This is a genomic window from Mycobacterium sp. NPDC050551 (genome assembly GCF_040674075.1).
In the GTDB taxonomy this organism is placed as follows: Bacteria; Actinomycetota; Actinomycetes; order Mycobacteriales; family Mycobacteriaceae; genus Mycobacterium.
This window is the reverse complement of sequence record NZ_JBFARC010000006.1, coordinates 400,555-413,267: the sequence shown is the minus strand read 5'-3', so window position 1 is coordinate 413,267 and position 12,713 is coordinate 400,555. Positions and strand designations below refer to the sequence as shown.

Genomic DNA, 12,713 nt, shown 5'->3' with positions numbered 1-12,713 from the left:
CCGGTCGGTAAAAAACGCCGCAGAACGCGGCTGTGCGCCCTAATCTGAGCGAGTGCCCAACACCTATCGCGTCGTCCAGTGGACGACTGGAAACGTCGGGAAAAGCTCGGTCGCCGCGATCGCACGCAACCCGCACCTCGAACTCGTCGGCTGCTACGCCTGGTCGGCCGACAAGGCGGGCCGCGACGTCGGCGAGCTCTGCGGGATCGAACCGCTCGGCGTCACCGCAACCAACGACGTCGGGGAACTGCTCGCGCTCAAGCCCGACGTCGTGGTGTACAACCCGATGTGGATCGACGTCGACGAGCTCGCAGGCATCCTCGAGGCCGGTGTCAACGTGGTGGCCTCCGCGTCGTTCATCACCGGACGCAATCTCGGCGACGGCCGCGACAAGCTCGAAGCAGCCTGCCAGAAGGGCGGTTCGACGCTGTTCGGTTCCGGCGTCAGCCCCGGCTTCGCCGAACTGCTCGCGATCGTGGCGGCCACCGCCTGCGACCGGGTCGACAAGATCATCATCGCCGAGTCCGCCGACACCACGCTCTACGACTCCCCGGACACAGAGCGCCCCACCGGCTTCGGCACCGCGATCGACGATCCGAACCTGCAGCCGATGGCCGCCGCCGGCACGGCGGTGTTCGCCGAGGCGGTGCAACTGGTCGCCGACGCGATCGGCGTCGAGCTGGACGAGATCACGTGCGTGCCCGAATATGCCCAGACCACTGAGGATCTGGTGATGGCATCATGGACCATCCCGGCCGGTCACGTGGCGGGTGTCGCCGCCAGCTGGCAGGGCATCGCCGGCGGCAGGACCGTCGTGGACATCAACGTCCGGTGGAAAAAGGGTCAGACCCTCGAGCCTGACTGGCAGCTCGATGCGGACGGCTGGAAGATCACCATCGAGGGCAGGCCCACGGTCAACATGCAGGTGGGATTCATGCCGCCGCAGGACATGATCGAGAACGCGAAGTCGATCGAGGACTTCTTCGTGCTCGGCCACATCATGACCGCGATGCCGCCGATCCACGCGATCGCGGCCGTCGTGTCCGCGGCGCCGGGCATCGCCACCTACAACGACCTGCCGCTGAATCTGCCGCGCGGGGTGGTGCCGACGGCCTGACCGGTCTCAGCCCGGCCCGGCCAGCTCGATTCCGGTCGCCGCCCGCAGCGCAGCACCGCGGGCGGTGCCCGACTGGTCGGCCTTCTTGAGCTGGGCCGGGAAGCTGACGCCGCCGAGTTCGCGCTCGAGGCTCTTCACCGGGACCATCAGCTCGCGCCACACGTCCGGGATCGCCAGTTCGAGTGGCACATCCGACAGGTCCTGCTCGAGGAGGAAGGCGTACGCGGTCAGCTTCCCGTCGGTGGCCGCGGCGACCACCTTCCAGTACCGCACCGGGATCTGCACGCGCACCGGACCGTTCGGGCCTTCCCCGAGGAAGACCGGGTCGTCGGCGGCGAGCACCGGACCGGCGAACACCGATACCCGGCCGGCGCCCGCCTGCTTGGCGATCAGGTTCTCCAGTGCGCCCCAGTTCTTCGCCCTGGCCTGGTTGAACCCCGCGACCTGCGGTGTGCAGTTGGTGATGTGGAAGGTGTCGCCGTTGGCGTCGCGCACCCCCTGGTAGCTCGACCCCCATGCGGCGTCCTCGCGCCGCACCACGTGCCCGCGGTCGAAGGCACCGCGGTCCTTGGTGAAGAACCGGTCCGTGAGCTGGAATTCGGCCGGCACCCGCGGGTCGACGAACCACAACTCGATGTCGTTGCGGCCCAGCCCCGAGAGCCCCTTGCGGGAGTAGTCCCCCGGCTCGGGTTCCTTGGCGGCAGGCGAGAAGTCGGCGTTGCACGCGGTGAATGCGGCCAGCCTGCGGCGCTTGTCCATCACGATCGAGAAGTGGTGGTAGGGAATGTAGGGCGTGCCGTCCTGCATGGTGACGACCGTCGTGGGGTCGGTGGCTGCGGGCGGCGGCAGCTCGAGACCGTCGAGAAACGCACTGTCGTAACCGGTCCGGTTGCTGTAGTCGGTGTCGTGGTGTGGTGCCACCATCGCCTCGGTGGCGACCGGGTCGGCGGGCACTGGTGCGGACACGGCCACCGGCGCGCCGGCGATCCGCACCGTGACCTCGATGGGGATGTCGTAGCGGACGGTCAACTGTTCGGGCACGGCGGTCGGCGCCGGTGCGGGCGCCTCGGCGCCGGTCTGCTGCCACCAGGTGTCCCACTCACCGGCCGACGGCGCGGGCCGGCCTGCGAAGGACACCCCGCTGTCCACCACCCGCCGGTCATCGGCGAGGTCGCAGGCCGGCACCGCGTAGTTCTCCTTGAGGTAGACGCCGGCGAAATGCAGTGCCAGCACGTGTCCGGTGCGCACGTCGATGACCGCCGAACCGGAGTTGCCGCCGAGCGTCGAGCTGTCGTGGGTGCCGACGTCGACACGCTTGCCGAAGCTGGTGGTCGGCGCGCGGCCCCTGATCTTCCCCGGCTGCAGTCGCTTGACGTTGTAGACACCGCGGAACACCTTGTGCTGCACCGCTGCGTCGTTGCGCGGGTCGAACGCCGGATAGCCGACGCAGGCGATCTCCCGGTCGACGAGGTCGGCCGGGTCGTCGAGTGACAGCTGCAGCACCGGATGCCGCGCGGCCAGCCCGTCGACCCGCAGCAGCGCCATGTCCCAGTAGGGGTGGATCATCGCGACGCCGAGGATGTCGAGGACGATCGAGGCGTCGCTGCCCGCCTCGTGAGCGAAGTCGACGTCCGGGCTCATGCCGGGCAGGAAGCGCAGGTCGCGGATTCCGAGGCCGGACGTGAACAGCTCGGCCACATGGCGATTCGTCATCAGTAGGCCTTCGCCCGCGACGAAGGCGGTGCCGCCGTAGGGCAGCGACGGGTGGCCGGGCAGGTCGACCCGCCCGATCGACGACAGGGTCGACCTGATCGCCGCGTGCAGCGCAGGATCGGTGTCGAGGTGCTGCCAGAGCGGGTCCTCGATGGTGAAGTCCCCGTCGACGACGTCGATGGCCGGCCGTAGTTCGGGCAGCACGATCGCCTCGAGGGCGAACTCGCCGTCGGGCCCCAGATCCTGGCGGTGCGCCAGCCGGTCGACGGCGTCCGCGCCCCTCGGATCGCTCAGTGTGCCGGCGAGATTCGGCGTGACGCCCTCATGGAACGTCTCCGGTGTGTCATCGGGGGCCAGCTGCCCGATGACCGTGCGCAACCTGTCCAGTTTGTCCACGATGTGAGCCTGTGCGCACCGGGCGGAAGCGAACAGGGTAGTGCGCTACCTCACCCCTGATGTCGGCTGAGAGCCGACGGTGGGTCCGTACACCGGGCTCTTCACCACCTCGAGGACGGCGGCCGTCAGCGTCGCCCCGGCCGGTCCGGCCACCGTGACGTCCTTCATGTACCGCGCCTCGCGGCCCTGCACGGTGAAGGTGCCGTCCTGGGGTTCGCGCCCACCGCTCACCCGGTAGTGCACCTGCAGCTCCTGCTCGGGCAGCGGTCGCACGCCGACGTACTTCGGCTCGATCGTGTAGGTGTAGACGCACTCGTCGGGCCGCGCGCAATTCCGCCCGGTCACCGTGACGCCGACGGTGAACTCATTGGCCGCGGGCACCGGCGGGGCGACCGATGCCATCGTGGTCCGCGGCGCGGCGGGGGCGTCGGCCAGGTCGTCGGAGGCGAACAGGAGGTAGGTTCCGACCCCGACGCCGCCCACCACGATGGCGACCAGCGCGGCGCCCGCCGCGCCCCTGCGGATGGTGTCGGCCCAGGCGCTCATTCCCATCGGCGGGCCGTCACTCGGTCACCCGGTTGCCGTGCTCGTCCCAGTTCGCGGCGACCTTCTTGCTCGGCTGCACCCGTGGCGGTTCGCCCGGCATCTTCGGGTAGCTCGGCGGGTAGGGCAGGTCACCGAGGCCGCGGTCCTCGTCGGCGGCCACCATGTCGAGGAGCTTCTGCAGTGAGTGCGCCGTGTCGTCGATGCCCGCCCACGGGTCGGGCCTGCCCGCCACGAAGTCGGGCACCGTGGCGATCGTGTAGTCGTCGGGATCGGCGTCGGCCAGTTCGTCCCAGGTCAACGGCGTCGAGACGGTGGCGATGGGGGTCTTGCGCGCCGAGTACGCCGAGGCGAACGTCCGGTCGCGCGCGTTCTGGTTGTAGTCGATGAACACCCGCTCGCCGCGGTCCTCCTTCCACCAGGACGTGGTGACGTCGTCGGGTGCGCGTCGTTCCACCTCGCGCGCCAGCGCGATGCCTGCGCGGCGGACGGCGACGAAGTCCCAGTTGTTCTCGATGCGCAGGAAGATGTGCACGCCGCGGCCGCCGGACGTCTTGGGGTAGGCGGTGAGGCCGAGTTCGTCGAGCAGCGGTTTCAGGACGCCGACGGCGATCGCGCCGGCCTCCTTGAAGCCGGTGCCCGGCTGTGGGTCGAGGTCGATGCGCAGTTCGTCGGGGTGCTCGGTGTCCGGGCAGCGCACCTGCCACGGGTGCAGGGTGACGGTGCCCATCTGCGCGGCCCAGGCGATGGCCGACGGGTGGGTGACCTTCAGCGCGTCTGCCGTGCGGCCCGACGGGAAGGTGACGGTGCACGTCTCGAGATAGTCGGGATGCTTCTGCGGCACCCGCTTCTGGTAGATCTCCTCGCCGTCGATGCCGTCGGGAAATCTCTGCAGATGGGTCGGCCGGTCCCGCAGGACGGCGACCATCGGACCGGCGACCGCACGGTAATAGTCGAACAGCGTGCCCTTGGTGCCCTTAGATCCGAGCTTCGGGAAGTACGGCTTGTCGCGGTTGGTCAGCCGGACCTTGACGCCGTCGACGTCGACTTCCTCTGCGGGAGTGGGCATCAGGACTCCAGTACGTCGTAGAGGTCGTAGGTGAGCGGCGCGTCGAGCTGGTCGAAGGTGCAGCTGCGCGGGTCGCGGTCGGGCCGCCAGCGGACGAACTTCACCGCGTGCCGGAAGCGTTGGCCGGCCTCGCCGTTGCCTTCCATCTGGTCGTAGTGCACCTCGCACACCCGCTCCGGCCGGACCGGGATCCAGCGCTTGTCGGCGGCGGAGTTCCACCGGCTCGGATCGCCCTCGCGCACGTCGTCGCCTTCCCGCAGTGGTTCCAGCTCGGCCAGCATCCGGATGCGGTCCTTGGTGCTGAACGACGCTGCGCCGCCGACCATCTGCAGTTCGCCGTCGTCACGGTACAGGCCCAGCAGCACCGATCCGACGCCTTCGCCACTCTTGTGGATGCGGTATCCCATTGCGACACAGTCTGCGTCACGGGCGTGTTTGACCTTGACCATCTCCCGCTTGCCGGGCAGGTACTGACCGTCGAGCCGTTTGGCGATCACGCCGTCGAGTCCGGCGCCCTCGAAGGTGTCGAGCCACTGCTCGCCGGTCTGCGGGTCCTCGGTGGTGCGGGTGACGTGGCACCACTGCTTCTCGTGCACCGCGTCGGCCAGCGCCTGTCTGCGAACGCGGAAGGGCTCCTTGGTGAGCAGTGTGTCGCCGACGGCGAGGGCGTCGAATCCGATGAAGTGCGCCGGGGTCTGCTCGGCCAGCAGCTTCACCCGTGACGCCGCCGGATGGATGCGCTGCGACAGCGATTCCCAATCCAGCCGGATCCGGCCTGCGATCTCGCGGGGCACCACGATCTCGCCGTCGAGCACGCACCGCTCGGCTACTTCGTCGCGCAGCGCCACCGCCAATTCGGGGAAGTACCGGCCGAGGTCCTTGCCCGTGCGCGACTGCAGGAGGATCTCGTCACCGTCGCGGAACACGACGGCGCGGAAGCCGTCCCACTTCGGCTCGTAGGACCACACGCCCGCGTCGGCCGGCACCTTGGCCTGCGCCTTGGCCAGCATCGGCTCGATGGGGGGCTGAACGGGTAGCTGCACGGTTCCCATAGTCGTGCAGACCGCATGCGCCGGGCAATGTCATCGACACGACGGGGCGGGATCAGCGGCGTGGGGTGATCCGGATCGGCAGCGAGTCGATGCCGATACCCACGTTGTGGACCGGGCCGCCGCCGGACCACACCCCAGGACCGGCGAGCTCGACGTCATAGCCGGCCGCGATGGCCGCGAACACCACCTGCACCTCCTTGCGGGCGAGGTTGGCGCCGAGGCAGTAGTGCACACCGCCCCCGCCGAAGGACACGTGCGGGTTGGGGAAGCGGTGCACGTCGAACCGGAAGGGGTCGTCGAAGACGGACTCGTCCCGGTTGCCCGACGGGTACCAGAGCAGCACGCGGTCGCCCGCCCGCACGTCCTGGCCACCGACGGTCACGTCCACGGTGGCGGTGCGCCCGAAGAAGATCACCGGGCTGGACCAGCGGATGGCTTCGTCGGCGGCGGTGGCGCAGAGGTCGGGGTTCGCCCGCAGCTCGGCGAGCTGCGCGGGATCGTCGAGCAGCTCCATGAGCCCCTGCGCCAGCGCGTTGCGGGTGGTCTCGCTGCCGGCGATGGCCAGGATGAGGAAGAACATCTCGAGTTCGAAACCGTCGAGCTGTCCGGCCAGCTTTGTCCAGACGTCATCGGTCGGGTTGGCCCGCTTGTCGGCGGTGAGCCGCTGCGCGTACTCGAAGAGCTCGACCTGGAATCCGAGCCGTTCCTCGTCGGTGTAGCCGTTGTAGGGGTTGCCCGACTTGAGCAGGTGGTCGACCCGCTCGAACACCCACGGCCGGTCGGTCTCGGGGATGCCCACAATGTCGGCGATGAGGTGCATCGGCACTTGGTAGGCGATGTCGCGGACGAAGTCGCAGGTGCCGCCCGCCGCTGCGGCGAGGATGTCCGCGGTCCGGGTGGCGATGCGCTGCTCGAGCCTGCCGATCATGCGCGGGGTGAACTCCGAGGTGATGATCCGGCGCATCTCGGCCTGGTCGGGCGGATCCATCGACACCAGGGTCCGGCCCGCGGACAGCAGCGGGTCGGCCGCCATCATCGGGCCGCCGGCGGCCTCGAAGGTCTTCCAGTCGCGGTTGACCTGCTGGATCTCGTGGTGGGTGACGATCGACCAGAACGGGATCGACGGGATCGCGGGGCGGCCCTCGACGGCGAGGTGGCGGTGCACCGGGCCGCGTCGGCGCAGTTCGGTGAAGACGTCGTGCGGGAAGCCCGCCGTGTACAGCTGCGGGTCGGTGAGGTCGATCTCGGTGATCTCGGTCATGACACGACCTGCCGGATGAGTGCGCGGACCGCCGCTTCGTCGGCCGCCTCCCCGAGCAGGAGGCGCCGGTACACGAGGCCGCCGGCGAGCATGTCGACGAGTGCGTCGGCGTCGGTCGCATCCGGTACGTCGCCGCGCCGGCGTGCCCGCTCGACCGCGTCGAGCACCGGCTGGCGGCATCGGCCGGCGAAGGTGCGCACGATCGATCGGATCGACTCGTCGTTGGTGGCTTCCGCGAGCAGCGCAGGCAGCAGCGCGGCGAGTTCGGGCTGGGTGAGCATGTCGGCGATCGGCAGCATGGCGGCGAACAGGTCGTCGACGAAGGATCCGGTGTCCACCGAATCCGATGGCGCCGTGATGGACACCGCGACGAATTGGACGAGCTCGTTCTTGCTGCGCCAGCGGCGGTAGATCGAGCCGCGGCCGACGCCCGCGCGGGTGGCGATTCCCTCGATGGTCGCGCCGCCCCAGCCCTTGGCCGCGACCTCGGCGACGGTCGCGTCCACGATCAGCGCGTCCAATCGGTCGTCTCGGGGGCGCCCTCGACGTGCTCTGCGCTCGGTCGGCGGGCTCATCGTCGCGGTTCCCGGCATCCCGTAATACTGAACCGGTGAGTTCCGGAAATCAAGCGTCTCGTAAATGTTGTGCGACCGCGACTCGGCGACGGCGAGAATGGTCGGATGCAGCTGCCCGTCCTGCCGCCGGTGCGGCCGATGCTCGCGAAGTCGGTGCCGGCGATCCCGCCCGATGCGATGTACGAGCCCAAGTGGGACGGCTTCCGGTCGATCTGTTTCCGCGACGGCGACGCCGTCGAGTTCGGCAGCCGCAACGAACGGCCGATGACGCGGTACTTCCCCGAACTCGTCGCGGCGGCCACGGCCGAACTGCCGCAGCGGTGCGTGATCGACGGTGAGATCGTCATCGCCACCGGCGCGGGCCTCGACTTCGAGGCGCTGCAGCTGCGCGTGCACCCCGCCGCGTCGCGGGTGCGGATGCTCGCCGACACCACGCCGGCGTCGTTCATCGCCTTCGACCTGCTCGCGCTCGGCGACACCGACTACACCGGGCGGCCGTTCCGTGAGCGCCGTGCCGCGCTCGTCGACGCCCTCGCCGGATCGGGCCCGTCGATCCACGTCACGCCGGTCACCACCGACCTCTCGACGGCGCAGCGGTGGTTCGACGACTTCGAGGGCGCCGGCCTGGACGGGGTGATCGCCAAACCGCCGGACGGGACGTATCAGCCCGACAAGCGGGTGATGTTCAAGATCAAGCATCAGCGCACCGCGGACTGTGTGGTGGCGGGATACCGGCTGCACAAGTCGGGCGACGACGCGATCGGGTCCCTGATGCTCGGGCTCTACGACGACGCCGGTGTCCTCGCGTCCGTCGGCGTCATCGGCGCCTTCCCCATGGCCACCCGAAGGACACTGTTCACCGAAATGCAGTCCCTGGTAACGAGTTTCGACGGCCATCCGTGGAACTGGGCCGCCCACATGGAGGCCGGCCCACAGCGCAACGCCGGCTCACGCTGGAACTCGGGCAAGGATCTGTCGTTCGTGCCGCTGCGCCCCGAGCGCGTGGTCGAAGTCCGCTACGACCACATGGAGGGCCGGCGTTTTCGGCACACCGCGCAGTTCAACCGCTGGCGCCCGGACCGGGAGCCGCGATCGTGTACCTATGACCAGCTGGAGCGGCCGGTCACGTTCGACGTGGGCGATATCGTCCCGGGTCTGGGTGCAGTCGGTTCTTCAGTAGCGCCGCGCCGCAGGTGATCCGCTGGTGCGGGTGCTTGACCAGGATGTCGAGTTTCCCCGGCGCCGAGGGTGCGGTGGAGCGGTAGCGGCCCCCGCTGGGGGTGACGAAATCGGCGGTGTGCACGCCGTCGACCTCGCCGGTGCTGACCTGCCAGCCCGGGGCCTCCTTGTCGTAGTTGCACCGCGCACAGTCCCCCAGGGCGTTGACCGCGCTCGTCGCCCCACCCCGGTGATGCGGGTGGGCGTGGTCGTGGTGGCGGATCGGGGCATCGCAATACGGGGTGCGGCACCGCTGATCACGCAGATCGATGAACCTCGCCAGGGCTTTCGGGAAACACCGCGACCGCGACTCCATCGCCACCAACGCCCCCGACGCCGGCCGCGCATAGAGCCGGCGCAACGCCGCCACACCCGCACCCGCGGCATCAGCCACCATCTGCCGCGCGATCTGCGCCGGGACCGGCCCATACCCCTGCAGATGCGCCGGCTCGCCATCCCCACCCAGCAGCGCCCGATCCGACATCACCAGATCCACGGTCACCGGCACCGGTGTCGCTGCGCTGCGACCGGTCACCCGCTCATAGAGGGTGTCAGCCATCACCTGCCCGCGGCTGCGGTCATCGAAGGTGGTGTCGGCCGCATTCTTGAGCGCGGCGTACACCGCAACCCCCTGGGCCATCGGCAGCAGCGCACTCACGTACGCCATCACATCGGGGGCGGGCCGAACCGTCACGGTCCGCTCGGTGACCGCCTTCGCGGCGCGGTCGACCACCGCCTGCGCATCCAACCGGTAGGCGATCTTCTTCGCCTCGGCCTCGATCCGGCCGTCTCCCAGGCCCTCCAATGCAGCCATCTCGCCGCACATCTCGGCGTCCAACTGCTTGCGGTGCTCGACCGACAGGCACGCCGACTCCCGCACGATCAGCGTCGCCCGCCACTCGGTGAGCACCCCACACTCCAACGCCGCCAACGTGCACGGCATCTCATTGACCAACGCCCGGGCGAAACCCAGATGCCGCCCACCCTGATTCGGCGACGCCCGTCGGGCCAACGCGATCTCCCCGGCCAACCCCCGACCCCGCTTCGACGCCGGCACCCCCTGGGCGGCTTCGCGCGCGCGGCGCATCGCATCGAGTTCAGCGGCGACCCGGGCCTGCCCGGCGGCGCAGGCAGCCTTGGCCGTCTCCAACTCCGCCAACCGGGCATGCAGCCGGGCTTCGTCAGCCCCGAACGGCACCGCCGACAACTCCTCGAACATGTGTGCGATCATACCGGCGCCCACCGACACGCCGGTTCCGGCTAGATTGCGGTCGTGACCCGCACCCCCGCGGGCCGGTTCGCGCCGAGCCCGTCGGCCGATCTGCACATCGGCAACCTGCGCACCGCAGTGCTCGCTTGGCTGTTCGCCCGCTCCACCGGCAGGCGCTTCCTGATGCGGGTGGAGGACCTCGACGACCGCACCCGATCCGACGTGGCGCAGCGGCAACTCGCCGACCTCGCGGCGATCGGGCTCACCTGGGACGGCCCCGCGGAGTGGCAGTCGGAGCACCGCGACCGATACGACGCCGTGGTCGACCGGCTGACCGACGCCGACCGCATCTACGAATGCTATTGCAGCAGAAGAGACATCGCGCAGGCCCCAAGGGCACCTCACGCGCCGGAGGGCGCCTATCCGGGCACCTGCCGGGAGTTGACAGCCGCGCAACGCAGCCGCCGCCGCGAAGAGACCGGCCGGCCGCCCGCGCTGCGGCTGCGCACCGACGTGCACACCTACACCGTCACCGACCTGCTGCACGGCGAATACACCGGCGTCGTCGACGACTTCGTGGTCCGGCGCGGCGACGGCGTGCCCGCCTACAACCTCGCGGTGGTCGTCGACGACGCCGCCCAGGACGTCGACCAGATCGTCCGCGGCGACGACCTGCTGGCGTCCTCGCCCCGGCAGGCTTACCTCGCCCGGCTCCTCGGCCATCCCGAACCCACGTACGCCCACGTGCCGCTCGTCCTCAACGCCGACGGCGCCAGGCTGGCGAAACGCGACGGCGCGGTCACCCTCTCCGAGATCGGTGTCGATCGGGCGGTCGCCCAGATCGCCGACTCCCTCGGCCGGCCGGCAGCCACACTCAGCGAGCTGGCGAGCCGGTTCGATCCGGCGGCGCTGCCCCGCGAGCCGTGGATCTACCTGCCCGGGTAGCGGATCCGCTCAGCGGCCGGTCAGCTCGGCGAGGAACGCCTCCAGCGCGGCGACGGCGACGGCGCTGATCTCGCGGTCGGCCTCGGCGTCGGTCACCACCTGCGCGTCCACCCCCGCGGCGGTGGCCGTCTCCTCCGGAGTGAGCTCGGCCTCGCGGCGGGCGGCGTACAGCCGCACGCTCAGCGGCGCCTCGGGCGCACCTGCGGCGCGCGAGACCAGCTCGTTGTAGGTGCGCCGCACGGCGCTGAGGACCAGCACCAGCGCCGACGTCTCCTTGGTGCCGCGGATGGTGGCGCCGACGGACGCCTCGAGCCTGCGCAGGTCAGCCAGCAGTGCCGCGTCGTCGTCGAACGTCGCCGACGAGACGAGCGACAGAGCCGCCGCCCTGGCCTTGATCGCACTCAGCGTCAGCTCGTAGGAGTCGACGAGCACCGCGATTCGCACACTCTCGGTGATGAATTCGGTTGTCTCGTCGGGTTCGTCCGGAACGGTTCCCCCCGAGTGGACCCGGTCGAGGGTGCCCACCGGCCACTTCAGCGCCTTCTCGATCCTGGCCCGCGCACCCTCGGCGGGCCACACGGCGCCGCGTTCGAACTCGGCGAGGTCGGTCCTGGCGATCACACCGTCGTCCTCGAGGTCCTGACGGGAGAAGCCGAGTTCTTCGCGCCGGGCCCTGACCGCTGCGCCCGCGACGGCGGTGCGCGGATCGATCTCGTCGGTGTCGTTCTCCCGCTCGCCGTGCCGGTTCTGCGGCGACGTCGGCGGTTTGTGCCCGGCTCCGCCGGACTCCGCGAGTGTGAACGTGACGGCGATGCCGTCGGGATGGCCGATCCGCACTGTGAGGCCGTCGGTCACGGCGACCCGGCCGTCGATCCGTTCGCCGTCGAGGAAGGTGCCGTTGGTGCTGTGGGCGTCGGTGACTGTCCAGGCTCCGCCGGCGGGCTCGATGAGGAGGTGCGTGCGTGACACCCGCTGGTCGACGATGCGGATGTGGGCGGGCAGATCGCGGCCGACGGTGATGGCGCCCGCGCTGGCGCGGATGGTGTGCGGAGCGTGGTCGGCGCACAGGATGGTGAGCTCAGGAGGCTCGCGCCCGGGTTCGCTGGCGACCGGAGGGTCGATGCCTGCGTAGGCCATTTCCTCCCGCTTCTTCTCGCCGCTGTCTGTGCCGATGGTGATCGATCACCGATATCAGTGATTATGCACGGGAATTGCTGGGCGCCGCGTCGAGTCGCGCCCATCGTCCTCCCCCGTGGCGGCAGCATTCGGGTAGCTGACTACTCGCGCCACACCGCCGACCCGACCATAGCGTCAAGACGTCCCGATCAGGCGGCGTCAGTGGGGAGTCCGGCCATGTCAGCACATGTGCACTACACGCAGGCGGCGGTGGTGGTCGTCGGAGCGGTGTTGTCGGTGGCCGCGGTGGCGTGCTCGCAAGAAGATCCGCCGCCACCGCCGACAACGACGACGACGGGCGCGTCAACCTCGACCACCACATGGTCTCGAACGGGCGAACCGCGTCCTCCGACTGCGTCGGTCTCAACGGTAACTACCACCACGACTGCGACGATTCTTCCGACGCTGACTCAAACATCGGAGACGACGTCGGCGCCT

Annotated in this window: 11 protein-coding genes; 3 read left to right on the top strand and 8 right to left on the bottom strand. The window is 69.9% G+C overall.

What is annotated here, in order from left to right:
- The first annotated feature begins 52 nt into the window (after positions 1-52).
- Positions 53-1,117: a dihydrodipicolinate reductase gene (locus tag AB0K11_RS24175; RefSeq protein ID WP_364982989.1), complete on the top strand. Its 1,065-nt coding sequence runs from the start codon at positions 53-55 to the stop codon at positions 1,115-1,117.
- A gap of 6 nt (positions 1,118-1,123) precedes the next feature.
- Here the strand turns inward: AB0K11_RS24175 and AB0K11_RS24170 are convergent, their stop codons facing one another.
- Genes AB0K11_RS24170 through AB0K11_RS24145 form a run of 6 tightly spaced genes read right to left on the bottom strand, consistent with a single transcriptional unit; the run spans position 1,124 to position 7,744 of the window.
- Entirely contained in the window at positions 1,124-3,226 is a 2,103-nt protein-coding gene (locus AB0K11_RS24170; protein WP_364982986.1) for a DNA/RNA non-specific endonuclease, read from the bottom strand.
- 45 nt (positions 3,227-3,271) lie between these two features.
- Positions 3,272-3,778 carry a hypothetical protein gene (locus AB0K11_RS24165; RefSeq protein ID WP_364982983.1) on the bottom strand — a complete coding sequence of 169 codons (507 nt, stop codon included), beginning with the start codon at positions 3,776-3,778 and terminating at the stop codon, positions 3,272-3,274.
- 10 nt (positions 3,779-3,788) lie between these two features.
- A complete protein-coding gene (gene ligD / locus AB0K11_RS24160; RefSeq protein WP_364982980.1) occupies positions 3,789-4,838 on the bottom strand; it encodes a non-homologous end-joining DNA ligase in 1,050 nt (349 codons plus the stop codon).
- Positions 4,838-5,890 carry an ATP-dependent DNA ligase gene (locus AB0K11_RS24155; RefSeq protein WP_364982977.1) on the bottom strand — a complete coding sequence of 351 codons (1,053 nt, stop codon included), beginning with the start codon at positions 5,888-5,890 and terminating at the stop codon, positions 4,838-4,840. Before AB0K11_RS24155 ends, ligD begins: the two co-directional genes overlap by 1 nt.
- 52 nt (positions 5,891-5,942) lie before the next feature.
- Complete coding sequence (locus AB0K11_RS24150; protein WP_364982974.1) at positions 5,943-7,151, bottom strand: cytochrome P450; 1,209 nt, start codon at positions 7,149-7,151, stop codon at positions 5,943-5,945.
- The gene (locus tag AB0K11_RS24145) at positions 7,148-7,744 is read right to left on the bottom strand and encodes a TetR/AcrR family transcriptional regulator (protein ID WP_364982971.1); all 597 of its coding nucleotides are present in this window, start codon (positions 7,742-7,744) and stop codon (positions 7,148-7,150) included. Before AB0K11_RS24145 ends, AB0K11_RS24150 begins: the two co-directional genes overlap by 4 nt.
- A gap of 87 nt (positions 7,745-7,831) precedes the next feature.
- Between AB0K11_RS24145 and AB0K11_RS24140 the strand changes: the two genes are divergently transcribed.
- Positions 7,832-8,923: an ATP-dependent DNA ligase gene (locus AB0K11_RS24140; protein WP_364982968.1), complete on the top strand. Its 1,092-nt coding sequence runs from the start codon at positions 7,832-7,834 to the stop codon at positions 8,921-8,923.
- Here AB0K11_RS24140 and AB0K11_RS24135 read toward each other — a convergent pair.
- Positions 8,850-10,163, bottom strand: coding sequence for an HNH endonuclease (locus AB0K11_RS24135; protein ID WP_364982965.1), 1,314 nt, complete (start codon positions 10,161-10,163; stop codon positions 8,850-8,852). The genes AB0K11_RS24140 and AB0K11_RS24135 overlap by 74 nt on opposite strands.
- A gap of 54 nt (positions 10,164-10,217) precedes the next feature.
- Between AB0K11_RS24135 and gluQRS the strand changes: the two genes are divergently transcribed.
- A complete protein-coding gene (gene gluQRS / locus AB0K11_RS24130; protein ID WP_364982962.1) occupies positions 10,218-11,099 on the top strand; it encodes a tRNA glutamyl-Q(34) synthetase GluQRS in 882 nt (293 codons plus the stop codon).
- A gap of 9 nt (positions 11,100-11,108) precedes the next feature.
- Here gluQRS and AB0K11_RS24125 read toward each other — a convergent pair whose 3' ends face one another.
- A complete protein-coding gene (locus AB0K11_RS24125) occupies positions 11,109-12,236 on the bottom strand; it encodes an FHA domain-containing protein (protein ID WP_364982959.1) in 1,128 nt (375 codons plus the stop codon).
- Between the last annotated feature and the right edge of the window lie 477 nt (positions 12,237-12,713).

Bases quoted from the DNA above. Each gene is read 5' to 3' on its own strand.
- AB0K11_RS24165 (WP_364982983.1), bottom strand. From the start codon at position 3,778: ATGGGAATGAGCGCCTGGGCCGACACCATCCGCAGGGGCGCGGCGGGC.
- ligD (WP_364982980.1), bottom strand. From the start codon at position 4,838: ATGCCCACTCCCGCAGAGGAAGTCGACGTCGACGGCGTCAAGGTCCGG.
- AB0K11_RS24155 (WP_364982977.1), bottom strand. From the start codon at position 5,890: ATGGGAACCGTGCAGCTACCCGTTCAGCCCCCCATCGAGCCGATGCTG.
- AB0K11_RS24150 (WP_364982974.1), bottom strand. From the start codon at position 7,151: ATGACCGAGATCACCGAGATCGACCTCACCGACCCGCAGCTGTACACG.
- AB0K11_RS24145 (WP_364982971.1), bottom strand. From the start codon at position 7,744: ATGCCGGGAACCGCGACGATGAGCCCGCCGACCGAGCGCAGAGCACGT.
- AB0K11_RS24140 (WP_364982968.1), top strand. From the start codon at position 7,832: ATGCAGCTGCCCGTCCTGCCGCCGGTGCGGCCGATGCTCGCGAAGTCG.
- AB0K11_RS24135 (WP_364982965.1), bottom strand. From the start codon at position 10,163: ATGTTCGAGGAGTTGTCGGCGGTGCCGTTCGGGGCTGACGAAGCCCGG.
- AB0K11_RS24125 (WP_364982959.1), bottom strand. From the start codon at position 12,236: ATGGCCTACGCAGGCATCGACCCTCCGGTCGCCAGCGAACCCGGGCGC.